At 57.6% G+C, this 25,259-nt stretch carries 19 protein-coding genes; 10 read left to right on the plus strand and 9 right to left on the minus strand.

Annotated features, from left to right (window positions below; translation table 11 throughout):
* Positions 1-4: 4 nt before the first annotated feature.
* The 7 genes from QGH30_05770 to QGH30_05800 form a co-directional block, all read right to left on the minus strand.
* Positions 5-601: a TetR/AcrR family transcriptional regulator gene (locus QGH30_05770; GenBank protein ID MDP7021843.1), complete on the minus strand. Its 597-nt coding sequence runs from the start codon at positions 599-601 to the stop codon at positions 5-7.
* Entirely contained in the window at positions 598-3,399 is a 2,802-nt protein-coding gene (locus QGH30_05775; GenBank protein ID MDP7021844.1) for a molybdopterin-dependent oxidoreductase, read from the minus strand. The genes QGH30_05770 and QGH30_05775 overlap by 4 nt, the downstream gene beginning before the upstream one ends.
* Entirely contained in the window at positions 3,392-4,267 is an 876-nt protein-coding gene (locus tag QGH30_05780) for an FAD binding domain-containing protein (protein MDP7021845.1), read from the minus strand. Before QGH30_05780 ends, QGH30_05775 begins: the two co-directional genes overlap by 8 nt.
* Before the next feature lie 86 nt (positions 4,268-4,353).
* Positions 4,354-5,760, minus strand: coding sequence for a sodium:solute symporter family protein (locus tag QGH30_05785; GenBank protein ID MDP7021846.1), 1,407 nt, complete (start codon positions 5,758-5,760; stop codon positions 4,354-4,356).
* Entirely contained in the window at positions 5,757-7,835 is a 2,079-nt protein-coding gene (locus tag QGH30_05790; GenBank protein MDP7021847.1) for an acetate--CoA ligase family protein, read from the minus strand. Before QGH30_05790 ends, QGH30_05785 begins: the two co-directional genes overlap by 4 nt.
* Positions 7,828-8,622 (minus strand): acyl-CoA dehydratase activase, encoded by a 795-nt coding sequence (locus QGH30_05795; protein MDP7021848.1) that lies wholly within the window; start codon positions 8,620-8,622, stop codon positions 7,828-7,830. Before QGH30_05795 ends, QGH30_05790 begins: the two co-directional genes overlap by 8 nt.
* 3 nt (positions 8,623-8,625) lie before the next feature.
* On the minus strand, positions 8,626-9,885 hold the full coding sequence (locus QGH30_05800) for a 2-hydroxyacyl-CoA dehydratase family protein (protein MDP7021849.1): 1,260 nt from the start codon (positions 9,883-9,885) through the stop codon (positions 8,626-8,628).
* Between the two features lie 117 nt (positions 9,886-10,002).
* Between QGH30_05800 and QGH30_05805 the strand changes: the two genes are divergently transcribed.
* From QGH30_05805 to QGH30_05840, 8 genes are all read left to right on the plus strand, one after another.
* Positions 10,003-10,968 carry a metallophosphoesterase gene (locus QGH30_05805; protein ID MDP7021850.1) on the plus strand — a complete coding sequence of 322 codons (966 nt, stop codon included), beginning with the start codon at positions 10,003-10,005 and terminating at the stop codon, positions 10,966-10,968.
* 67 nt (positions 10,969-11,035) lie between these two features.
* Positions 11,036-13,000 (plus strand): 3-hydroxyacyl-CoA dehydrogenase NAD-binding domain-containing protein, encoded by a 1,965-nt coding sequence (locus QGH30_05810; protein ID MDP7021851.1) that lies wholly within the window; start codon positions 11,036-11,038, stop codon positions 12,998-13,000.
* A gap of 15 nt (positions 13,001-13,015) precedes the next feature.
* Positions 13,016-14,290 (plus strand): thiolase family protein, encoded by a 1,275-nt coding sequence (locus tag QGH30_05815; protein ID MDP7021852.1) that lies wholly within the window; start codon positions 13,016-13,018, stop codon positions 14,288-14,290.
* A gap of 132 nt (positions 14,291-14,422) precedes the next feature.
* Positions 14,423-16,048, plus strand: coding sequence for a zinc-dependent metalloprotease (locus tag QGH30_05820; protein MDP7021853.1), 1,626 nt, complete (start codon positions 14,423-14,425; stop codon positions 16,046-16,048).
* Between the two features lie 102 nt (positions 16,049-16,150).
* A complete protein-coding gene (locus QGH30_05825; GenBank protein MDP7021854.1) occupies positions 16,151-19,564 on the plus strand; it encodes a methylmalonyl-CoA mutase family protein in 3,414 nt (1,137 codons plus the stop codon).
* Positions 19,565-19,616: 52 nt separating this feature from the next.
* The gene (locus QGH30_05830; GenBank protein ID MDP7021855.1) at positions 19,617-20,381 is read left to right on the plus strand and encodes a hypothetical protein; all 765 of its coding nucleotides are present in this window, start codon (positions 19,617-19,619) and stop codon (positions 20,379-20,381) included.
* A 14-nt stretch (positions 20,382-20,395) separates the two neighbouring features.
* On the plus strand, positions 20,396-21,031 hold the full coding sequence (locus QGH30_05835; GenBank protein ID MDP7021856.1) for an NYN domain-containing protein: 636 nt from the start codon (positions 20,396-20,398) through the stop codon (positions 21,029-21,031).
* Positions 21,032-21,040: 9 nt separating this feature from the next.
* Entirely contained in the window at positions 21,041-21,580 is a 540-nt protein-coding gene (locus QGH30_05840) for a phosphohydrolase (GenBank protein ID MDP7021857.1), read from the plus strand.
* On the opposite strand, the gene QGH30_05845 is transcribed toward QGH30_05840, so the two are convergent.
* A complete protein-coding gene (locus tag QGH30_05845; GenBank protein MDP7021858.1) occupies positions 21,561-22,217 on the minus strand; it encodes a redox-sensing transcriptional repressor Rex in 657 nt (218 codons plus the stop codon). The genes QGH30_05840 and QGH30_05845 overlap by 20 nt on opposite strands.
* A gap of 175 nt (positions 22,218-22,392) precedes the next feature.
* Here QGH30_05845 and selD point away from each other — a divergent pair, with 175 nt between their 5' ends.
* Positions 22,393-23,418: a selenide, water dikinase SelD gene (gene selD, locus QGH30_05850; protein ID MDP7021859.1), complete on the plus strand. Its 1,026-nt coding sequence runs from the start codon at positions 22,393-22,395 to the stop codon at positions 23,416-23,418.
* On the plus strand, positions 23,415-23,663 hold the full coding sequence (locus QGH30_05855; protein MDP7021860.1) for a hypothetical protein: 249 nt from the start codon (positions 23,415-23,417) through the stop codon (positions 23,661-23,663). Before selD ends, QGH30_05855 begins: the two co-directional genes overlap by 4 nt.
* On the opposite strand, the gene ispG is transcribed toward QGH30_05855, so the two are convergent.
* Positions 23,617-25,185: a (E)-4-hydroxy-3-methylbut-2-enyl-diphosphate synthase gene (gene ispG / locus QGH30_05860; GenBank protein MDP7021861.1), complete on the minus strand. Its 1,569-nt coding sequence runs from the start codon at positions 25,183-25,185 to the stop codon at positions 23,617-23,619. The genes QGH30_05855 and ispG overlap by 47 nt on opposite strands.
* Between the last annotated feature and the right edge of the window lie 74 nt (positions 25,186-25,259).

Below are 25,259 nucleotides of genomic sequence, written 5' to 3' on the forward strand. Positions count from 1 at the left end.
CCTTTCATTTCTCCGAAGGAAGTCCCTGGAGGATCAGCTTAATCATTTCCTCCCCGAGCGACTTCACATCACCGTCACGATCCGGCTCGTACCACATGAATATCCAGTTCATCATTCCGAAGATGAACAGGGTGTGCCTGCGAACTGCAGCGGAGTCGGCCTCTTCGCCTCCCATGATTTCCCCAACGACGCGAGCCACGCACCTGAAGTATCGCTTTCTCAGATCTGCGATTGTCTCGTATCGCTCTGCTCCCAGGGTTTGCATCTCGTAGGTGCAAACCTTCAGTTCATTGGAATGGCGACTAAAGTAGGAGAGATAGTTTTCCAGAAGCCGGCGGAGCTTGTCCTCCGCACTGCCAACCCTGACCGCCTCTTCCTGTTCACCGAGAAGAGAGGAAAAGGTCCTTTGCTGGATCTGGTAGAGCAGGTCTTCCTTGTTTTCAAAGTAGTAGTACATGCCGGCAAGGCTGTACCCGGTCTCCCGAGCCACATCACGAATGGTCGTCTGGGCATAGCCCTGCTCTGACATCAGTCGAGCGGCCGATGCCAAAAGGTGATCGAGCTTCTCGCCCTTTTTCGACGATGCTTCCATCCTGCTCATTCCTGCTCTTTCTTTTTCAGGCCAGCGAGAATCTTCTCCGGCGTAATGGGGAGTTCCGTAATGCGAACGCCACAGGCATCATGTATGGCATTTGCAATCGCACCCATCATCGGGACGATACAGCCCTCGCCGATCTCCTTGGCACCAAAGGGACCCAGGGGCTCGTAGCTTTCCACAACCTGCGAATCGATCTTCGGGGTGTCGGCGATCGAAGGAAGGAGATAGCCGTGCAGATCCGGATTGATCATTCTTCCCTGATCATCAAAAAGAGTGTCTTCCATCAGGGCTTCTCCCATTCCCATAATGGCGGCACCTTCCACCTGCCCGTGAAAGGTCGTCGGGTTGATCACGGTCCCCGCATCACTGACATCGGTAAAGTGATCCACGGTGACGAGTCCGGTTTCAAGATCAACGGAAACCTCCGCGATCGCCGTCGAGAAACTGTAAGCGGGAGAGGTTCCCACGGCCGCACCCTTGTAGTTTCCCCCCAGTCCCGGGGGAGGCGAGTAATGGCCCTTGCCGATGATCGGGCCCTCCTTTGAAAAAAGCTTGCGAGCGACCTCGTCCCAGTCCAGTTCCGGGGACTCCACACCTGTCCGGAAGATCTTGCCATCCCGTGCTTTCAAGTCGCCGGACATACAATCCAGAATCCGGGCCGCCTCTTCCAGGATCTGCTCCTTGATTACAGAGGCCGCCATTTTCACGGCATTGCCGCCCATCAGGGTGACACGACTGGCGTAGGAACCAAGATCCAGGGGACCTTGAACGCTGTCGGATTCAAGCATCCAGACCCGCTCGTAGGGAATGCCCAGTTCCTCGGCCGCAATCTGCGGGAGGACGGTGTCACAGCCCTGTCCGATTTCCGCAGTTGCAATGTGGAGGGAAACCGCCATCCCGTCTTCATGGACGCGAATCACGGCATTTGAATGAGGAAAATCAGAACGGTAGATCGGATAGCCCGCTCCGGAAACAAATCCACCCGAACCGATACCGATTCCCTTTCCCGCCGGGAGCTTTCCGTATTTCCCGGACCATCCCGTCAGCTTGCGAGCCTTCTCCAGGGTGGCGGTGAACTCGCAGGAAGAAATGTCGAGATCATTACAGGTGCTGCTGTCGGGAGTCATGGCATTACGCAGTCGAATTTCCACGGGGTCAATGCCGAGATCCTCGGCAATCATGTCCAGGAGACTCTCGAAGGCAAAACGGGGCTGGGGAACCCCGTGGCCGCGCATGGCTCCGCAGGCCGGCAGATTTGTGTAGAGCCGATATCCATCATAGCGGTAGTTGGGAATCTTGTAGAGAGTCGGGGTCATTGACCCCGCATAGTAGGCCGTCACGATGCCATAGGAAGTGTAGGCTCCCCCGTTCAGGAGGATTCTGGACTGCACGGCGCAGATCTGTCCGTCCTTCTTGACCCCGATCTTCAGATCCATGGTCTGCTTGTGCCGCCCGCGGAAGTGTCGGAACATTTCCTCTCGCGAGTATTTCATCATCACGGGACGGCCCGTCATTTTTGCAAAGATCACCGAGCAGAACTCCAGGGGAGTTGTTTCTGCCTTCACGCCGAAACCGCCGCCCACGGCGGGCTTGATCATTCGGATGTTTCCCTGCGGCAGATCAAAGACCCGGGACAGCATGTGGTGAGTGTAGTGGGGAGCCTGTGCAGACATCCAGACACTGAGCCTGTCGCCCGGGTGCTCCCAGCGTGCTATGGCAGCATGGGGTTCGATTGGTGACTGGTAGGGGCGATTGCCAACAAAACGCTGTTCGCGAATGTGGTCCGCTTCTTCAAAGCCCTTCTCCACATCTCCAAAGTGCCAGTTCACCGCCGTGTTGATGTTGTTTTCGAAACGGGAATCCTCGGGATGAATCTGAACGGCGCCATCCGCAATGGCTTCCTCTGCGTCAAAAACAGCCGGGAGTTCTTCGTAGAGTACCTCGATTTCAAGCAGGGCCGCTTCCGCGCTTGCCTCATCGACAGCGACGACAGCAGCCACCTCATCGCCGACATAACGAACCCGCTCTTTCGCAAGAATGTGTTCGTCATAACGCGCGGGACTCACCCCGTAGGGAATGTCCGGAACATCCTTGCCGGTAATCACGGCCAGAACTCCGGGCATGGCTTCGGCACGCTCTGTGTCGATGCTGAGGATCTTCCCGTGGGCCACCGTACTTCCGAGGATCTTCCCGTAGAGCATTCCCGGAAGACGAAGATCCGCCGTGTATTTCGCCCTGCCCGACACCTTGTCCGGGGCATCACTCCGACGAACACCGATTCCTACGCTGCTGTGATCACGATCCTGAAGTCGGTGACCGTCTATCACCGTTTCGCCACCCGACTTCCAGTCCTGAATCGCGGCGATAATCCGGGGATAGGTTCCACAGCGGCAAAGGTTCCCGCCAAGCGCGGACAGGATTTCTGCTTCTGTCGGGTCGGGATTTCGGTCAATCAGGGCCTTCGCAGCCATAATCATACCCGGAGTGCAGAAGCCACACTGCAGGGCGCCGTGGTGAATGAATGACTTTTGAAGGGGATGCAGGTCGCCATTTTCCCCGAGCCCCTCAATGGTCTGCACCTCCTGCCCATCCGCCTGCACGGCGAGGACCAGGCAGCTGTTCACCGGCCGACCATTCAGCAGGACCGTACAGGCTCCGCAGTCTCCCGCCTCACAGCCACCCTTGGTACCGGTAAGACCCAGTTCATCGCGAATCAGATCCTTGAGAGAGAGGTTCGGGCTGACGGCAAGGCATCGCTCTTCATCATTCACTTTCAGGGTGACAAGGATCTTTTCACTCATCCTTGCCTCCTTCTGCAATGGCCAGAGCTTCTTCCAGGGCGCGCAGGCTCAGGATTTTCACGAGATCGCGACGATACTGTTCGCTTCCGCGAAGGTCGCAGATGGGAGAAGCGGCGGCTTCCGCAAGTTCGCTGGCCTTCGGGAAGTGGCACGCGTCCGCCGGCTTGCCCTCCAGAAAACGGCCCGCATCGGGAACAAGCAGGGGCGTGGGAGCTACGGCAGCCAGAGCGATCCGGGCTCTTGCGATCTTGCCCTCCCGGAGAAGAAGACTGGCCGCCACGGCAGCAACCGCCAGAGCCTGTCCCTGTTTCAGGGTGAAGCGCTGATAACTGGCCCCGAATCCCTTGCCTGGATTCGGGAGAAAGAGAGAGTGGAGGATTTCCCCGGGCAGCAGAAGGGTTTGCCGGGGGCCGGTGAAGAAATCTTCGGCCGGCATCGTCCGTACTCCGCTCAAGGAATGCAGCTGGAGTTGCGCCTCGCTCACAATGCAAATCGGGGGAGTGTCGGCACAGGAAACCGCGCGACAGAAGTTGCCGCCGATTGTGGCCTGGCTACGAATCTGCTCCCCTGCCATCAGGGAGGCCGCGCGGGCAAGGGCGGGGGAATGTTGTCGGACATCATCGGAATGAGCGATTTGAGCCAAGGTGGCCATGGAGCCAATTCGCAGACCCTCTTCTTCTGCCTGGATGGAGTCGAGGCCCGGAATGTCCTTGAGACTGATCAGGTCTTCCGCACTGTCCCGACCACTTCGGAAGTCGGGAACCAGTTCTGTTCCTCCCGCAAGGTAGCGAGCCCGATCCTGCAATTTCTCCCCGAGCTTGCAGGCCTCCTCCAGGCTCCCGGGACGATGGAAACGAAAGCTGCTCACAGTGACCCTTCCTGAATTGTCGAACTAACGTTCGATAGCCTAGCAGGGTCTCCAAAAAAGTCAAGTTTGTCGGGTTTTTTCGAGACCTAGCGAAGGAGAATCCGTCGCTTGTCGAAGAGTGTCACCAGAAAGAAAGTCAACAGGCTGACAATCCAGGTGAAATAGATCGGGTGGGGCAGAATCCTCCAGGATTCCGGAGCCAGGAGCCAGAGACCCAGGGCCGCCATGGTGCTCAACAGGGTCCAGGTGGCAGAACTTTTTCGGCAGACTGCGGGCCAGAACATCGTCATCAGGACGATCAGGGTATAGGCCGTTGTCAGGGTCAGGCCGATCAGCAGCATTTTCAGAATCCCGCTCACGGTCATCGCCAGCAGAAAGGTCAAGGCACTCAGGGCCAGAACCGTTACCCGGCTCAGGATCTGTTCTCCGGCCCCGGAGAGATCGGGGGCAAAAAAACGTTTCACAATATCATGGGAAACCAGGGTGGCACTGCCCATCAGAAGTGCCGATGCCGTGCTGACATCGGCAGCCCACAGTCCCGCGAGAACCAGTCCCGCGGCCAGGGGAGGAAGGTCGAGCACCACGCGAGGCAAGGCCTCCGCGGGGAGAATGCCGGGGTGGAGGACAGCCGCACTCATTCCGAGCAGGGCGCTGATAAAACCCACCGGGGCGATAATGAGGGCGCCAAGAAGAAAGCCCCGGCGCGCGCTGTTCTCGTTCTTTGCAGCAAAGCCGATCTGGATAATCGATTGTGTGGAGTGCGTGGTGGTCAACATCACGAGAAACCAGGCCACAATCAGGCCCGGGCCCACAGCAAGAAGGTCAAAGCCGCCATGTGCTTCCGGTAACTGCGAGGCCAGCGTTGAAACTCCCCCCAGTTTTCCAAGAGTCAGGATCGCCGCCAGCAAGATGCCGCCATAGATCACCAGAACATTGATGACATTCGTGAGTCCGGCAGCCCAGAAACCCCCGATCAGCGTGATACCGACAAAGACCAGAGCCGTTACGGCCATGCCCGCCCGAAAGCTGAACACCCCCGGCATCAGGGAGGAGAGAATTGCTCCCCCGGCGACATATTGAAGAGAGGTGATCACCAACTGCAAAAGAAGCTGCCCGGCAACTCCGATCACACGGCCCGCCACGCTGTAGTATCTTTCGAAAAGTTCCGGGAGGGTGGTAATCTCAAGTCGGCGATAGCGACGAGCCGCCAGAAGCCCCATTACCGCAGCGCCAAAGGCCCAGGCGGCATTGTACCAGCCCGCGGAAATGCCCTTTGTATACGCCCTTTCGGCAACCCCGATGGTGGAAGCTCCCCCGACCGCAAGTCCTGCCAAGAGGGCCGCCGCCACACCCGCGGGGAGGCTTCTTCCGGCGAGAAGGTAGCCTACCATGCCCCCACCGCCGCGGGCCGTCAGCTTTCTCGCCCACCAGGTCACGGCAAAGAGGGCGGTCACATAGACCGAGATCACCGCAACAGGAACCCAGTGCGTCACGAGGAATTGACCTTCATTCGAACATCCACCACCGAGGGAGCCACTCCGGGCGCATAAAGAAAGACGGGGTTCAGGTCCATTTCGGCAATCTGCGGAAAGTCGGCAGCCAGACGGGACACGCGGAGAAGAAGATCCTCCAGTGCTTCCAGATCCACACCATCTTCCCCGCGAATGCCCTCGAGAATCGGCCAGGCGCGAATCCCCTGCATCATCTCACGAGCCTCGGGGCGGCTGAGGGGAGCCACTCCGACAATCACATCTTTCATGACCTCCACAAAGACCCCTCCGAGGCCAAAGAGGACCAGGCTCCCCAGGCCCGGCGACGCATTGACCCCCAGAATCACCTCTCTCCCGGTTTCTTTCTGTTCCATCAGAAGGTAGCCGGGCTGCTTCCCTGAAAATCGCTCTTCCATGTCCGCAAAGGCGGCGGCCAGTGCTTCCTCATCTTCAATGCCGAGAATCACACCTCCCTCGTCGCTCTTATGGACAAGATCCGGGGAGTCCACCTTCAGGACACAGGGGAAGCCGGTCTTCTCCGCGGCGGACTTCAGATCCTCCTCGCCCCTGATCCCCGCATAAGCAGGGAGTGGCAGACCATAGGCCGCCAGAACATCGAGGGCCTTGTCCTGGGGAAGGTACTGCTCCGGGTATTCAGCGAGAATCTTCTCCGCGGCCTGTCGATCCACAGACAGTTCGGGAGCGTCCTCCCGGTCCCGATCGCGAAGTGCGGCGTATTGAGCCATGAAAGCCAGAGAGCGGGCGCCGTCCTCGGCAAATTCGTAAACGGGAATCTCCGACTCGCGGAGGCGGTCAATCAGGGGATAGTACTCGCTGGAAGTCTCTACCACCATGACCAGAGGTTTCCCGGAGCTGTCGGCAGCCTCCCGAATCTTCGCGGCAATCGCATCGAGATCCACAAAGGGTGCGGTAACGAAAAAGACACAGACCATGTCCACACCCTCTTCCTGGAGAAGGGTGTCCACGGCCGCGAAGTAATGCTCCGCACCGCCGGTGGCCACGACATCCACCGGGTTGCCGAGACTGGCTTCCGCGTAAAGGCTCTCCTTCAGTCGCTCGCGTCCCGCATCGGACCATTGGGCCAGTTCCAGACCGTGATGTACGGCCTCATCCACCATCTGAATTCCGGGGCCTCCGGTATTGGTCACCATGCCGATTCGCTTGCCCTTCGGCGGATTCTGGCTGTTCAGGGCAATGGCGGTCTTGATCATTCGCTCGCTGTCATGAAACTCCAGAACGCCCGCCTTGCGGAACATGGCCCTTGCCATGGCGGCCTGATTCACCAGGGTACCCGTATGACTGGAAACTGCCACCGAGCCTTCGTGGGTGCGCCCGGCCTTGATGGCAAGAATCGGCTTGTGCGGAGTAATCTTCGAAGCCACTTCAAGAAAAGCCTGCGGATCCTTGAAGCTCTCGATCTGCATCATGATGGCACGGGTTCCTTCATCCTGGCCGTAGTATTCCAGAATCTCCGGCATGCTAAGGTCGCACTCGTTCCCATAGGAACAGTAAAGCCGGTGACCCAGCCCCACATTGTGCAAATGGAGTTTCAGCAGTTCCCCCATTCCGCCGCCCTGGGCGATAATGGAGATATTCCCGGGCTTCATGGGCACAAAGGTGAAGTTTGCATAGACCGAGATTTCGGGATCGGAGTTCTGGATTCCCTGGCTGTTGGGTCCGAAGATTCTCATTCCATAGGAGTGGGCGAGTTCGACCATCTCTCTCTCGCGCTGGATCCCCTCTTCTCCCACTTCCTTGAATCCGGCGGTGTGAACAATGGCGAATTTCACGCCCTTTTCGCCACACTCCTTGATGACTTGGGGAACCAGAGAGTGCTTGACCGAGATGTTCACCAGGTCGATTTCGTCAGGAACATCCAGCACGGACTGGAAACACTTGAAACTGCGGATCTGTCGGCTCTTTGGGTTGATCGGATAGATCGGGCCCTTGAAGCCATAGGCTGCCAGATTGCGAATGACGATGTTACCGATTGAAAAGGGATTGTTCGAGGCACCGATGACCGCAACCGATCCTGGCCTGAAAAGTCCATCAAGCATTGGCGTCTCCATGGTTGGATTCCTGAATTGCTGCGAGTGCCGCGCCGAGCGCCCCTGTAAACTGAGGGTGGGGAGGAACGCTGACTTCCTTGTCCAGTTTTTCCGAAAGGATCTCCACGATTACGGGATTGTGTGCCACGACACCGCCGGTGGCCAGAACCTCCCCCTCAAGAGGATCCATCTCAATAACCCGGGCCACCACTGACTCGAAGGCTCCGCGAATGATGCCCTCCACTGCGGCTCCCTGCCGCAGGTGGGACAGAATCTCCGTCTTCGCAAACACCGTACAGAAACTGCTGAGTTTGACCGCCTTCTCCGCGCTCCGGGCAAGCGGATCCATCTCCTCCAGATTCACTCCCAGACGAAGGGCAATCTCTTCGATAAAGGCCCCGGTGCCTGCAGCACACTTGCGATTCATCTTGAAGTTCGCGCGGCGGCCTCCGGGTTCAAGGCGGATCACCTTGTTGTCCTGGCCCCCGATGTCCACGATGGAAATTGCCCGGGGAGCCAGATGGTAACAACCAAGCCCGTGGCAGTGGATCTCGGTAAGGGTCTTGTCGGCAAAGGCCACATTGTGCCGCCCGTAACCCGTGGAGACCGTCGCCTGCAGTTCGTCCCGCGATGCGCCGGCTTCTGCCAGAGATTCCTCAAGACAGAGAAGGGAAGTGGCCTGGTAGTCCACTCCTGAAGTGTGAACCGAGCGAGCGAGAGTCTTTCCCTCCCGGTCGACCAGAACCAGCTTTGTGGCAGAAGCTCCGACATCTACCCCGCAAAAGACCTGAGCCAAGGACTACCCCCGCGAATGGTGTTTTGTCTCGTGCAACTGCTCGACCAGGGCTTCGAACTGTGTCCTGGCCTGCTCCTCGGAATAGAGCCGGAGATCGTTGAGGTCCCCATTGATCACCACATAGGGAATCCCGAGCTTTTCCACCACTCTCTCGGGCAGTCCGTAACGGTTGTTGGAGTTGTTCGGACAGGTTTTGGCATCGTGATAGATGATCCCGTCGATGCCGTAATCTCGCACCATGCCTTCAAGGTAGTTCAGCTTGTACTTCTCGCCGCGGACAATGAACAGCTCGGTATAGGCCCGTGCCATTCCCTCAAAAGGGTCTTCATGAGCAAGGTCTTCGAAAATCCAGCTGTTACAATAAGTGGAAGCGCTTACGCAGACCTGCTGGCTTGCAAACAGTTCCGCATGCTCCCGGATTTTCCCCCAGACCGGCATTCCGTCCCAGTAGAAGCGCAGGGTTTCCCCGTCCACGGCCCCCACCTGTTCGGCCACCCGCCCTTCCAGTTCTTCGATCAGCATCTCGTAGTAACGCTCCGCGCGAGGGTCACCTCTTAGCACCACAGCGGGGCCCATGTGAATGGTCCCATCGAAAAAGGTGATCGGCGACGGGTGCTGTTCTGCAAGACGAAGTACTTTCTTCCAGAGAAGAGTGCATCGATAGGAGGAAGCCGTTATTTCCTTGAGTCGATCCATGTCGAACTTGCGGCCACTCACCTCTTCCATCAGCGGAAGCAGATCCCGGTGCTGGGCGATGAGCCCCTGGAGGTGCGAAGGAGTGATTTCCTCAATGGCTCTCATGGTGTCGATCCCCGCCATCGGAACCCCGAATTCGCGTTCGTAGAAAGCAAACCAGTCCTTCACATCACGGCACTGATTTGTGTTGAACACGAGAAGATCCGGCTTGGGGACACTTTCCATTCCAAAGGCCGGCGTCAGGGGAGTCTTTCCGAGCAGGTAGCTCCCCACATCACTGGTCAGGTAGGAACAGATGTCGGGAGAATAGCCGGCGGCATTGGCCGCGGGAATCAGGTCGGCGGCCATTCGGGATGATCCGAGAACGGCACCATGGTTTTCCGGGAAGTAGACATCGAAGCCGAAGGAGCGAAGCAACTCGGCGGGTCCAACACTGGTACACCAGGCCACCTTGCGCTTGTCATCCCTGGATGCCTCATCGAGTTCCATGAAATAGTCTGCCATCAGCTTCTTCATGGGACCGGTGGACTGGATCTTCTTGATCGCTGTTTTCCGTTCTTCCGGCATTATCCCTCCTTTTCATACAGATTAGACCGAATTGGAGGGGGCGATGTCAAGGCAGGGGGACTTGCGGAAAGTCGCTCCGGGAGTGTAAGATTCCCGAAACCCCAACCTGGACCCAGAATGAAGAAATACTTACCACTCTTTCCGCTTCTGGCTTTCCCGCTCTTTCTGCACTGTGGCATTGAGGACGGAGGTCCGGTGGTTCCCCCTGCAGAAAAAATCGTCTTCCTGGTCACCGGGGACTGTCGGGGTGATGACAACGGAGTAAATACGGAAGTCCTGGGAGAAATTGTGCAGGCCGGTCTCGATGAGGCGGTGGACTTCGTCCTGCTAACCGGTGATTTTGTCAATGGCTACGATGTTCCTGATACCCTCTATTCCCAACTCCTCACATTCCGGGAAACCCTTCAGCCTCTCTGCGATGCCGGGATCGCAGTCTACCCTTGCCGGGGCAACCACGATGCCTTCTACGACTCAGAGCCCGACCGGGCCTGGAATCGGGTATTCAGTGGAGACTGGTCCCTTCCCCAAAACGGGCCGGTGGGGGAACGGGGCCTGAGCTACTCCTTCTCACGGGACAGCCTCTTTGTCGTGGTTGTAGACCAGTATGTGACCGACTCCAGAGTGAACCAGGGCTGGTTGAACGGGCAATTTTCCTCCAATGCTCTGCCCCATGTCTTTGTTTTGGGTCACGAGCCGGCCTTTCGGGTGTTTCACACTGACTGCCTGGAAAACTACCCGGAGGAGAGAAACACCTTCTGGCAGAGCATGTCCGATGCCGGTGTGGCGGCGTATTTCACAGGACATGACCATTTCTATGACCACGCCCGCCTTGATGACGGCGACGGCAATCCCGACAATGATGTCCATCAGTTTGTCGTGGGAACCGCAGGGGCGCCGCTCTATCCGGTTCCCATGACCTACTATGGAGACAACGGCCTCTGGACCCCGGAGCGGATTTTCTCCGAGTCCTCCCACGGCTATCTTCTGGTGGAAGTGGAGGGATCTCAGGCAACTTTCCGTTTCAAAAGAAGGCTGTCCCCGGGGCAGTTTGAGCTCGCCGAGCAGTTCTCCTACACGCGTTGATTTCCTTTGCTCTTGGAATCCAGCTCGCTTTGTGGAAAGATCTTCCTGATTTCACAGGAGGACGGTGATGAAGATAGGTGTCATTGGTTCGGGTTCGATTGGCCCTGATTTGGCCTATGGCTTTATTTCTTCCATTGCGAGTTCCGGAGGAAAGGTAACCCTGCAGGATATCCGGGAGGAAGCCCTGGAGGCGGGACTCGGGAGAATCCGGGCCTATGTCGCAAAGGGACTGGGAAGAGGCAAACTCAGCCCGAAAGCGGCAAAGGCGATTGAAGCCGGTTTGAAAACCAGTACGAATATCCGGGACCTGGCTGATTGCGACTATGTCCTGGAGGCCGCCACCGAAGAGCTTTCCCTGAAACAGAAGATCCTCGCCGATCTGGAAAATGTGGTTCGCCCCGACTGTCTGATCGGATTTGCCACCTCCGGGATTCCCCGGTCACAGATTGCATCCGATGCCCGGCATCCGGAGAGATGCTTCGTAAACCATCCCTTCTTTCCCGCATGGCGGGCCACTCCTGTGGAAGTGGTTCTTTCGGAGGATGAGGCACTGGGGCAGCGAATGCTGGAGACCCTTTCCTCTCTGGGGAAAGTGCCCATCATTACTTCCGATGTCCCCTGCTTTGCGGCCGACGACATCTTCTGCAACTACTGTTCGGAAGCTGCCAGGATCTTCGCCGAGGGCAAGGCTTCGGTCGAACAGGTGGACGCCATCGTCAACGGTGCCATCGGAGGAGGGGGACCTTTTCTGGTCATGGACCTCACGCGCGGGAATCTCCTGAATGTGAAATGCCAGAACCTCATGAAAGAGGCCGAGACGGGAAGTGACTGGTTTGCTCCTCCCCCGATCTTCTCCGAGCAGGCAAATACTCCCTGGCACGACCGGAAAAACCCGGGACCTTCGGATTACGACAAAGCGCTCGAGCGGGAAGTGCTGGATCGGATTCTTGCGGTCCTGATGGCACGCACCTTCTTCGTGTTTGACAGGGAGATATGTCACCCCCGGGAACTGAACTGGCTCACTCGCAATGCCCTGGGGTTCAGCAAGGGACTTCTGGATCTGGCCGAAGAGATGGGAATGGAGAAGGTTCACGAGATTTGTACCGCCTACGCGAAGAACAACCCGGGTTTTGAGCTTAGCGAGAGTATTCTCGAAAAACGCAGGCCCCTCTTCGCCCGAAATGTGGAGACCCGCCTTGAGGGGGAGATCGCAGAATTGGTGATCCGCAGGCCGGAAGCCATGAACGCCCTGAATGAGCGGACCCTTCAGGAACTGGACGCCGAACTTGATCTTCTGGAAAAAGACGATTCGGTGAAGGGTGTCGTCCTGACAAGTTTCGGGGGAAGTCTGGCCGGCGCGGACATTCTGGAACTCGCCGCTCTTGAAACCGCAGAGGAAGCTCGAGCCAAATGCCTTTCTGGCCAAAAGGTGCTGCTTCGCATCGCGGCTTTCCCAAAACCCGTAGTGGCCGCGCTCGACGGGCCTGTTTTAGGGGGAGGGGCTGAAATTTCGATGGCTTGTCACGCGCGCGTGGTTGGGCGGAAACTCATGCTGGGGCAACCCGAAGTGAATCTCGGAATCATTCCTGGTTATGGAGGAACGCAGCGCCTGCCGCGCCTGATCGGGCTGGAAAGAAGTCTGGATCTTCTTCGCACAGGTCGTCCGGTCGGCGCAAAAGAGGCCTGCCTGTGGGGCTGGGCTGAAGGGGAAGCGGTGGACGACCCGGTGGCCGGCGCCAGGAAATTGATTGCTCAAGGTCTGGCCGGAGAGCGGGCTCTTCAGGCACTGGATTCTTCACCCATGGAACTTCCGAATGAGTTCCCCGCGTTGGACATTGGTCACCACTCTCTGGCTGTGGATGCTCTTCTCGTGAAGGTTCTTCGAGAGGGGCTTTCGCTTCCCCTGGAAGAGGGAATCCTGGTGGAGGCGGATGGTTTTGCCACCTGCCGCAGACTGGTGGACTATGACGTTGGAATGAACAACTTCCTGCAAAACGGCCCGCGGGTTCCGGCCGTCTTTATGAACGAGTAGGGGGAGGAAACGGGTATGTCGGAATCGGTTGTCATTCTCGATGGTGGGCGCAGAACCCCCCGTGCGGATATTCTGGAGGATAATCGCAGACCCGGTCTCTTTTCCCGTTTCAGTACAACACAACTCGGGGGTATGGCCATTGCCGCCACGCTGGAGAACACGGCGATTCCATCCGGGCTTGTGGGTCATGTGGTAATGGGAATGGCAACCCACAGCCACCGCGATTCTATCTATGCAGCACAGGGAATGCGTTGGCGGGGAGGCCTTGCCGATGATGTTCCCGCGCTGACCGTAGCAAGAATCTGCGGCAGTGGAGCAGAATCCGTGGCCGTGGGGGCAGAAATGATTCTGGCGGGAATGCGGCACGATTCCCAACGCCCCTTCCTTGTTGTCGGGGGCGCAGAGAGTATGCAGTACCCTTTTATTCTCTATAACTACCGGGGAAGGAAGATCGGCCAGAGCGTTCAGAAGTACGGACCCATTGCCGCTTCCTCGCTTCCGCCCGGGGAACATCTTCAGGATGCCCTGCTTGCAGGGCTTTATGACCCGGGCGCCGGGATGTCCATGGCCAATACGGCTGAGGAACTGGCGCGGCGCTATGAAATCAGTCGCGAGGAGGCCGATGCTTTCGGCTATCGCTCCCACAAGAATGCCGCCGCTTCCCGGGATGCCGGTCACTTTGATGAGGAAATCTCTCCCCTCTCCTTCCGCCGGGAAGGAGCTTCCGAGCCGATTACGGTCTCCCGGGACACCCATGTCATGGACGAAATCATCAGGGAGAAAATGGCGCGGCTCCCGGCCGCCTTTGAGCCCGGCGGAATCATCACTGCGGGAAATGCCAGTGCTGTTGTAGATGGTGCGGCGGCCATGGTGATCGCAAGAGAAGCGGATGCCGAGATGCACGGTGCACGCCCCCTGGCTCGTATTGCGGGAATGGGTGTCGCCGCCTGTGATCCGCAGATCATGGGGTGGGGACCTGTCCCCGCCACGGAAAAAGCGCTGGCCTCTGCCGGAATCACCGGTGCAGAGATTGAGCATGTGGAACTGAACGAGGCCTTTGCGCCACAGGCCCTGGCCTGCATCCGGGATTTCAGTGACATGGGAATCGACCCGGAGAAAGTGAATCCGATGGGAAACGCCATTGCGCTCGGGCACCCGCTGGGTGCTACTGGCTCCATTCTCACGCTGACCTGTGCCTATGCCCTTCGCCGCAAAAGGCAGCGATACGGGCTGGTCACCATGTGTATCGGGGGCGGGCAGGGAATCGCCCTGATTCTGGAGTCGGCCTAGATTTCGGACTCCACTATCTGCAATAATGATGATTCTCTCGCAGCCCTTTCCATGGCTGGCTGAACATGGTATAATTCCCGTGGACTTTGTTTAATTACTGCCTGCTCAGGCCCCTGCAACAGGAAGGTTTCCATGTTTCGCATCTCATTGTCCGCCATCCGGATCCTTTTCGCACTCGGATTACTGGTTTTGGCGATCCCCATGAATACTGCTCTGGCTCGCCAGAGTTGCTCCGAAGGCTATGAACTTCTGAACGAGATCGCTTTCCAGCGCGTGGTGGACGATCTCTGCCGCCTCGAACTTCCGGTTCCCGGGAAGCACTACTCCACCTGCGTGGAAACTGCTGACCGTGCCTTCTGTATCGCCCCCGGAACCCCGAAAGAGCGTGTGGAAGAGATTCTCCGCAGCCTCCCCACCTGGACCGGTGATGAGGGAGACCGCTACAATCGCGTAAGCCGCTGGAGTACGACCTCCTATGGCTGGACCGGCTATCTCGGCGACCCGGTCACTATTGGCTACAGCTTCGTGCCCGATGGAACCTGGGTTCCCGCCGAAGGGCAGTCCAGCACTCTTTATGCGGAAATGAACAGCCACTTCCCGAATGAAACAACCTGGAAGGCCCTGTTTGCCGATATTCTGGGTCTCTGGTCTGCCAAGGCCGGGCTCACCTATGTGGAGCAGCCGGATGATGGAGCTTCCTTCCCTAACTCCACCGGCGTGATCGGTGTCCGCGGAGATGTCAGGATTGCCTGTTGCAACATCGACGGTTCGAGCAATACCCTGGCCTACAACTACTACCCCAGCAGTGGCGGAGACATGGTTCTCGACTCTTCGGAGAACTGGGGCAACTCTTCCCAGAACTATCGCTTCATCACCAATGTCGTCTCCCATGAGCACGGTCACGGTATGGGACTCGGCCATGTAATTCCCACGAACTACACGAAGCTGATGGAAGCTTACTACAACAGCAACTTTGAAGGTCCCAAGGAAGACGACGTCCGCGGTGGCCAGAAGAACTATGGAGATCCTTTCGAGAAGAACGATGACTTCGCCGATGCCACGGACTGGGGAACGATCAGTGATGGTCTCACGATTCTGGATAGTGGCTTCTCCATCGACGCGAGCAACGACAAGGACTACTTCCGCTTCGAAATGTCTGCTCACGCCTCCCTCGATGTCACGCTTGCTCCGGTGGGATCCTACTATCAGGTCGGCCCCGAAGGTGGTTCCGCCAGTTGGATCCACACGGATGAGCAGCACAATCTTTCCATGATCATCTTCGATGAGAACTTTGTCACCCTGGCGACCGTCAATGACACGGGCCTCGGGGAAAACGAGGTTCTCGATGACTTCGCCATGGACGCGGGCATCTACTACATCCGCATCCAGAGTGCCGGGGGAACCGGTGATGTCCAGCTCTACAAGTTCTGGCTCTACAACACCTATGATGACTTCACCGGTGTTGGCGAAGGCGATGCTCCTCTGGCCTCGCTGGGCTTGAGCGCCTTCCCGAACCCCTTCAACCCGAAGACCACTCTCCGCTTCTATGCCTCTGAAGGTCCGGTTGGCCTGGAGATCTTCGATACTCTGGGACGGAGGGTTCACAGTTCCGAGACCCTCGCCTCTCAGGATGGCTGGATGCAGATGGACTGGACGGGAATGGACAATGCGAGCGAATCTGTTCCGAGTGGAATCTACTTCCTCCGGGTTCGTTCCGGCGGAATGACGGAAACCGTACGCGGCGTCCTTCTGAAGTAGCCGCCGATGAGCACCTGAGCATGCTGCCCCCCCTCTCTTTTGAGGGGGGCTTTTCCTTGCCTGGTAGTTGACGCTTTCGAGTGACTTGGATACCGTGGGAGCATGAAACAGACAAAAACGGAATCAGCGGGCGAGACCCAATTCGGCACAAGGCACAAGCTTCGTTTTGTGACCGCAGCTTCCCTGTTTGACGGACATGATGCATCCATCAACATCATGCGAAGAGTTCTCCAGCAAGAAGGCGCCGAGGTCATTCATCTCGGGCACAACCGCTCGGTTGAGGAAATCGTGGAAGCGGCCATTGAGGAGGACGCTCAGGGAATTGCGGTTTCCAGTTACCAGGGCGGACACCTTGAGTATTTCCATTTCATGGTGGATCTGCTTCGTAAACGGGGAGCTGGTCATATCCGGGTCTTCGGTGGTGGCGGAGGCACGATCACCGATGAAGAATCGAGGGAACTGGAAGCGGACGGCGTGGAGAAAATCTACTCCGTAGAAGACGGCCGGCTTCTGGGTCTGCTTGGAATGATCCGGGACATGATGACTCGCGCAGACTTTTCCACCACGGATGATCTCGACACGATTCCCGAAGGCCTCTTTGCCCGCGATTCTCTGGCCCTGGCTCGCAGTATCACCCTGCTGGAGAAATCCAAACCCGGAGAATATCGGGACTTCCTCTCCGGGCGTCTCGGCAGTCCGGCCCCTCTTGTTCTGGGAATCACCGGAACCGGTGGAGCCGGAAAAAGCTCCCTGACCGATGAACTGGTTCGCCGCTTTCTTCACCATTTTCCCGAGCGCGAGTTTGCCATCCTCTCGGTGGATCCCAGCAGCCGCCGCACCGGAGGAGCACTCCTGGGGGACAGAATCCGGATGAATGCTGTCCATGGCCCTCGAACATTCATGCATTCGATGGCAACCCGTCGCGCCCATGCCTCCACCTCCGTCGTGGTCGAGGACGCACTCCTCGCGCTTCGTGCCGCGGGCTTTGATCTTGTCATTCTCGAGACAGCGGGAATCGGACAGAGTGACTCCCAGGTGGCAGACCTCTGCGACCTGTCCCTCTATGTCATGACTCCGGAGTTCGGTGCGCCAAGCCAACTGGAAAAGATCGAGATGCTCGATTTTGCCCGGGGCGTTGTCATTAACAAAGCCGACAAGCGTGGCGCAGAAGACGCCCTTCGCGATGTGCGTAAGCAGGTCCAGCGGAATCGGGATCTTTTTGAAATGCCCCTTGATAGCATGCCGGTCTTTCTGACCGCAGCCAACCACTTTGGTAATGAGGGAGTCGACCGTCTCTTTGAATGGACCTTGAAGCAACTGGAAGCCGCTGAAGAAAGAGAATGGAAGGCCGGGAAAATGCCCGAGCGGGCGACGGATGTTCCCAGCGTGGTTCCCGGAAGTCGGGTTCGCTATCTCTCGGAGATTTCCGAGGCTGTTCGCAGCCACCACAAGGAATCCGGGTCACAGGCCGAGTTGGCATTTCGCGCCGACGGTCTGGCGCGAGCCCTTCGTGAGTGGGGCGAAGAGCCCCCGCCCGTCGATCAGGATTACAAGCCGGAAGCCCTTCTCGTGGGCAAGCCAGAGATTCAACTCCTGAAGCAAAGATACCAGGAACTGCTATCCGAACTGGACCCCGGTTTCCGTAAACAACTGGCCGAATGGGAGTCCCGGAAGGATGCCCTGAAGCAGGATGAAAGCTCCTACGAAGTTCGGGGAAAAGAAATCCGGGTAGAAAACTACCGGGAAAGTCTGTCGGGAACAAAGATCCCCAAGGTGGCCCTGCCCTCGACCCGAGACTGGGGAGAACTGCTTCAGTGGTTCGCAAGAGAAAACCTGCCGGGTAGTTACCCCTATACTGCGGGTGTCTTTCCCTTTAAGCGTACCGCAGAAGATCCGACGAGACAGTTTGCGGGAGAGGGAATTGCGGAGAGAACGAATCGCCGCTTCCATTACCTGAGCCGGGGACTTCCGGCCGTTCGCCTGTCCACGGCCTTTGATTCCGTGACTCTTTATGGAGAAGATCCAAACGAGCGTCCTGACATCTATGGCAAGGTTGGAAACAGTGGCGTGAGCATCTGTTCGCTCGACGATGTCAAGCGACTCTACTCCGGCTTCGATCTCTGTTCCCCGAAAACCAGTGTCTCCATGACCATCAACGGCCCGGCACCCATGATGCTGGCCTTCTACCTGAATGCCGCCGTGGATCAGGCGGTGGAAAAACGCCTGAAGGAAAGCGGGCGCTGGGACGAAGAGAAAATCTCATCCCTCTGTGAAGGCAAACAGCCGCAATACCGGGGGGATATCCCGGAGGGACACGACGGAAGTCTTCTGGGAATGCTCGGGGTCAGCGGAGAAGACCTGCTGCCGGAAGAGGAGTACCGGGAGATCCGTGATCAGGTCTTTGCCAATATCCGTGGCACCGTTCAGGCCGACATTCTCAAGGAAGACCAGGCCCAGAACACCTGCATCTTCAGCGCGGAGTTCGCCCTGAAAATGATGGGGGACGTCCAGGAGTTCTTCGTTGAGAACGGTGTGCGTAATTTCTACAGTGTTTCCATTAGTGGCTATCACATTGCCGAGGCGGGGGCGAATCCCATCAGCCAGTTGGCCTTCACCCTTGCCAACGGTTTCACCTATGTGGAGTACTATCGTGCCCGGGGCATGGAGATTGACCGCTTTGCCCCGAACCTGAGCTTCTTCTTTAGCAATGGAATGGACGCCGAGTATTCCGTGATCGGTCGTGTCGCAAGGAGAATCTGGGCGATTGCCATGCGGGATCTCTACGGAGGAAACGAGCGCTCGCAGAAACTCAAGTACCACATTCAGACCAGCGGACGCAGCCTCCACGCTCAGGAGATCCAGTTCAACGACATTCGCACCACTCTGCAGGCCCTCTACGCCATCAATGACAATGCCCAGAGCCTGCACACCAATGCCTATGATGAAGCGATCACCACGCCGACCGAAGAGTCTGTACGCCGCGCCCTTGCAATCCAGTTGATCATCAACCGGGAGTTTGGTCTGGCAAAGAACGAGAACCCGGAGCAGGGTGCCTTTATCATTGACGAACTGACCGATGCGGTGGAAGGGGCCGTGCTTCGGGAATTCGATGCGATGACCGACCGCGGCGGCGTCCTCGGTTCCATGGAAACCATGTATCAGCGGGGGAAGATCCAGGAGGAGAGTCTCCACTACGAAACCCTCAAGCACAGCGGCGAACTTCCCATTGTGGGAGTCAATACATTCCAGAATCCGGAGACCGAGGAAGGTCGCGTAGAGGAAACGGAAATGATCCGCTCCACGGAAGAGGAAAAGCAAGGGCAGGTTGAGCAGGTTCGAAACCTCTCGAAACTCCACGGAGATCGCTCTGGAGCGGCTCTATTGAGACTCCGCGAGGCGGCCCTCTCCGGGAGCAACATCTTTGAAGCCCTGATGGATGCTGCCCGGGTCTGCACGATCGGCCAGATGAGCCGTGCGCTCTACGACATCGGGGGGCAGTACCGCCGCGGAATGTGATTCGGAAATCTCCTTCCTTGCCAGCACCTGTCTTCCTCGCTAGATTACTGCCATGCGATTATTACGCTGGATTCTATTCGCCCTGTTGATAGCCGGAGTGGTTTCATCAAGCGGTTGTGTTTACTGGAGACTGTTAAAACTCAAAAACCAGCTAAAGGACTTTTCCGAGAACTTTGAGTTTCTCAGTGATAGTCACTATTCCGTTTCATGTCTGAACCCGATTCTCAGCGGGGACGATATTGACCGGGTCATGAAAGTGACCCCGTCGGAGTTGATCCGCTCGCAAGAGCAGACCACGAGCCGTGTGTATTCCTTCCTGAGGATCGCTCCTCTCGCAGAGCGGGTTCCTTTGGGAGAAACAGAGGGACTGAAGTTTGGCTGGGGTGAACAGCCAGGGCGGGACCTTGACTACACGCTCGATTTCCACGAGGAGCTTTTCTGCGGAATTCACTTTCCTGAAGAGTTCAACCAACTCTTCCCTGCGGAAGCCTTGCGAAACCTGCTCGAGGGAATAGGTTCTGCAGATGTGGATCGATCACAATCCACCTTGCGGACCATGACTCTCCGGCAACAGCTCCGAAGCCTGATGCCCGACAAGAAACAGGTCGAAACAGCTCTGGGAAAGCCCACGGCACGATGGATCGAAAGAAAGGACCGGCGCGAACGCTTTCTCTATCTGTATGAGGTAAAGACGGAGTCAGTGAAACTTCCGCTTCATCGACGAAGGGCCTTCGGGCGCTTTCACTTTGACGAAGAGAGGCTGGTTCAGGTAGATGCCGCCTTCGCGGGGCGGGTCTTTGAGTTTAACATTCCATAGATTGAGAGTGACACATGTCGAAAGCTGCGATTCTTATTGATGGTGCGTATTTGGAGATGCTTCTGATCAAGGAGTACGACCGGGCGCAGGTGGACTACCACAAACTTGCCAGGGAACTGGTGCTTGAGGCAGGCCGACAGACCGGTCGTCACCTCACCCTGCTTCGCACCCTCTACTACCACGCCTTACCCTGGGCCGCGCCTGACCCCAGCGAAGAAGAGTTGGAAAGGGTGCAGAAGAAACAGGGTTTCTTCCATCGCCTTGAGTTCCTTCCCCGCTTTGAAGTCAAGCTGGGCCGCACTCTTCGCTATGTGGACGAGGAAGGCTATGCGGACTACGAACAACAGGGCGTGGATGTGCTCATGGTAGCTGACATGGTGTCCTTGGCGGCGCGCGGCATGATTGAACACCTGATCCTCCTCGCGCCCCACTCCAGCTTTGTTCCGGTGATCCGGCAGATCAAGGACATGGGAGTGATCGTGCATCTGGTTCACGCCGGAAACATGACTTCAAGCGTTGACCTGCGAAGGGAATGCGACGAGAGAATCGACATGGACCCGGAGTTTATTGATGAAGTGAGGCGGTCCCACAACACCCGAAGGACGGATGCGGGGTTCAATCGGGAGCCAAACGAATTCAGCAACCAATAGGGGACAAGAATGGCGGATGAAATACGCGCCCTTTGGCCGGAACTGGACTGGATTGAAGACGATGGGCTGCGTGAGAAAACAGCTCGCTGCTGGGAAGTGGCCATCGAGGAAAGTGATCTCGATGCTTCGGACCTCGAAGAGATTCCCTTTACCTTGCTTACGGAAAAAGCCGTCAGCTTCATGGCACACAAGCGAAGTGTCGTGCATATCTGCCGGGACAGCGCTCTCAAGATGCAGGAGTTCTACGGCGACGCCCTTCCCATCAACTTGGATGTGCTGATCGCCGGAAGCATCCTGATTGATGTGGGCAAGTTACAGGAATACACAAAGAGGGACGGTCGCGTGGAGGTCAGTGATCTGGGCAAGCTCCTTCGCCACCCCTTCACCGGGGTTGCTGTTGCCCAACGCTTTGGTTTGCCGCCGGAAGTCTGTCACCTGATTGCAGTGCATTCAAAGGAGGGGGACGCTTTTCCGAGAACGATCGAGGGGCTGATCGCCCACCACGCGGACTTCATGACTTTCGAGCCCTTCAAGACCCTGAAGAAATAGACTTCATTTTGAAGTTCAGGGCCATAAGGCTCACCGAAAGAAACTCCTCCTGAACCACGACATCAGGGGAAGTTTCCAGTTCCACGGGAGCGAAGTTCCAGATCCCCCTGATTCCCGCCTTCACCATTCGATCCACGACATCCTGGGCCGCAGAAGGGGGCACGGCGAGAACCCCCATCTCGATCTTCTCCTTGCGGATGAAGGAATCCATCTCCAGAAGGCCTCGCACGGGAATGTCTCGAACCAGCATGCCCTGAATGCGTGGGTTGACATCGAAGAGGCCCTTCAGGCGAAAACCGTACTCGTCGAAGTGTGTGTAGTTGGCGATAGCCTGACCAAGCTGTCCCACTCCTGCAATAATGTAGGGGCAGTGGCCGAGCTTCATAACCTCGATGAGGCGAAGGATCAGTGCGTCCACTTCATAGGGGTGACCCGGGCGGCTGAAACCACCGAAGTGATGGAGGTCGTGGCGAAGTTGTCCGGCCTTGATTTGCAGACCATCGGCGAGTTCACGGCTGCTGACCTGTTCCGCGCCGGCTCTCTGAAGCGCACGGAGGCGATTCAGGTAGAGCGGAAGCCGCAGGATCGTGGCCTCGGGGACACCCTTTACTTTCCGGTTCTGTTTTGATCGGGGCATAATCCAAAGTGTAAAAGAGTTAACAACCTCCACTAAGAAAGAAAAGGGGGGGTCATCTGTCAATCCTCTCGTCTTTCCTTGATCAAACCCCGAAAACCGTTAGCTTCTCCCCATGGAAGAAGATCGCAAAATCAGGCTGACGGATTTCGCCGGCGCAGGCGGCTGAGCTGCCAAGATGGGTCCGGAGGACCTGGCGGAAATCGTCTCGAAGCTTTCCCCGGAGGAAAGTTCGGAATTGATCGTGGGAATCGAGCATTCCGACGATGCCGGGGTCTGCCCGGTCTCCCCGGAGCTAGCCCTGGTACAGACTCTCGACTTTATCACCCCCAATGTGGACGATCCCTTCCGCTTTGGCAGAATCGCCGCAGCGAATTCACTCAGCGATGTCTACGCCATGGGCGGCACACCGCTCACGGCTTTGAACATCTGCTGCTTCCCTCCGAAGCTGGAGAAGTCGATTCTCGCGGAGATTCTGCGGGGAGGGCAAAGTGCGATTCGCGAGGCGGGGGCTGTGCTGGCGGGCGGGCATACGATCAAGGACTTCGAACTGAAATACGGTCTTTCCGTGACCGGAACTGTATCGCCCCTGCGCGTTCTTCCCAATTCCGGGGCAAAGGCCGGTGATCGTCTGATTCTCAGCAAGGCTCTGGGAACGGCAGCCCTGTTCTCCGGCTACGGTTCCGGTGATTTAAGCGAAGAGGACATGGAGCCGGCGGTTCAGGGCATGATGACCCTGAACAAACTGGCGGCGGAAACCCTGCAACCCTTTGTCGAAGATGTGGCCCTTCGCAGTGAGGCGGATCCCTCCCGCGGGGTTCACGCCCTTACCGATGTCACCGGCTTCGGCTTGGCGGGTCATGTCCATGAAGTGGCACTGGCCTCCGGGCTCACCGTGGAACTCTTCGGTCAAGATCTCCCGGAATACCCCGGCGCAAGAGACATGATATTGCAGGAGCGCCTCTGTGGAGGTTCCCGCACAAACCGCAAGGCACTTAAGGGCTTTCTGGTTTCAAAAGGTGCGCGTGAAGAGGATCTCTGGCTGGCCTGCGATGCCCAGACCAGCGGGGGGCTTCTGATTTCCGTTGCAGAGTCCGATGCAGACAACCTTCTGTCGGAACTTCTGGAAGCCGGAGTTGCCGATGCCTGTTTCGTGGGGCGCGTCCTGGAAGGTAGCGCGGGTCAGGTCGTGGTTCTGGGATGATTCTGTTTCAGAAAGCGGTGCTTCTGGCCGTCAGCGTTTTTCTGCTGAACCTTCCTTTTGGTGCCTGGCGAGTCCGTGTTCCCAATAGAAGCCTGCGATGGTTTCTGGCCATTCACCTTCCCATTCCTTTTCTCTTCTGGATGAGAACCTGGCTTGGTATGGACGCGCGGTGGATTCTGCTTTCACTGGCCTTCGCGATTACTGCCCAGTATCTCGGGGGTCGCTGGTTTGCTCCCGGGAGTTGATCAACTCTTCCAGCTTCTCCACTGCCTCTGATTCGGGAATGTTCTTTTCCACACATTCCTGCCCTCGATACAGGTCCACGCGACCGGGAGCCGCACCCACATAGCCGTAGTCCGCATCGGCCATTTCCCCGGGGCCGTTCACAAGGCAGCCCATGACTCCGATCTTCAGTCCTTTTCTGTGGGCAAACCTGTCGCGCAACTTCCTGCTTACTTCCTGGAGTTCGAAGTGAGTCCTCCCGCATCCGGGACAGGTGATAAAGTCAGCACGGTTCATGCGGAGCCTTGTGTTCTGTAAGAGCGAAAAGGCGAGGCGGCATCGCTCCCGGGCAGATTCCGCGCTGTCTGCCAAGACCCTGAGTCCTCCGCTGCGACCCTCCAGAAGATCGAGTCCGGGGCCGAGGCAGAGGGCCAGGACATCCTCCTTGTCGACCTCTGAGCAGCCACCACGCTCCTCTGTGCTGATGTGGTCCGGGGCGCTTTCATCCCAGTCGGTAGATCTCAGATCCTCCACTCCGGGTTTCCAGTGAACCGGTGATAGAATCACCGGGTGACGGTGTCCGGGATCCTCCAGTGCGCGGGCTGCGGGAAGCTTCTCCCCCTGGAGGGCTTCGACAAGCTCCTGAAGAGTCCAGGGAACTGCATCCGTTCTGGCTTCCTCGAAATGCGCTGCCAATTCCCGGGCCACAGGAATCTCCCGCACCGCTTCTTCGGTCAGGGACACCCGAAGAGTATCGCCAATTCCCCAGCGAAGCAGCCCCCCGATTCCCAGGAAGCTCTTCATGCGAGCGTCCTCCCCTTCCCCGGCCTCTGTCACACCAAGATGAAAGGGATACACCGGCAGACCCTCTTCCTCGCTTCGGCGTAGTTGCTCCAGGGCAAGCAGGCGGCCCGCATTGATGGCCGTTCGCACGGAACTGGCCTTCATGGAAAACACAAGGTCGTGGAAGTCGAGAGACTCTGCGATGCGGGCGTACTCGAGAGCGCTTTCCACCATGCCCCGGGGAGTGTCACCAAAGCGCGTCATCACGCGGTCGGAAAGGGAACCATGATTTGCTCCGATGCGAAGGACGCGGCCCAGTCGCTGGCACTTTTCCACAAGAGGCGTGAAAAGGCCCGCCACCCTCTCCAGCTCCCTTTGGTAATGCTCGTCCGTGAATTCCGATTCTTCAAAGCGCTTTCGGTCGGAGAAATTGCCGGGGTTGATGCGGACTTTCTCGACAAAGTCCGCCGCCAGAATAGCAGCCTCCGGGCTGAAATGAATGTCTGCAACCAGGGGAGTGCAGATCCCTGCCCTTGCCATTCGCTCGCGAAGGGACTCAAGAGAAGCGGCTGCCTTCAGGCCAGGAACCGTTAGCCGGACCAGATCCGCTCCCGCTTCTTCCAGTTCGCTGATTTCCCGGTAGGCCGCCTCGCTGTCCTCGGTCTGTGCCGTGATCATGGATTGACAGGACAGGGGCTGCCGGCCCCCGATCTTCAGGGTGCCAAGATCCACTTCGCGGCTGAGGAGTATCCTTGGGTGCATGGAAAGAGAATACTGTCCGGAAGCATAGCTCACAAGCGGGGATCTTATCGCACCGCATTGACTTGTACCCTCCA

The organism is Candidatus Krumholzibacteriia bacterium (assembly GCA_030748535.1).
Classification (GTDB): Bacteria; Krumholzibacteriota; Krumholzibacteriia; order JACNKJ01; family JACNKJ01; genus JASMLU01.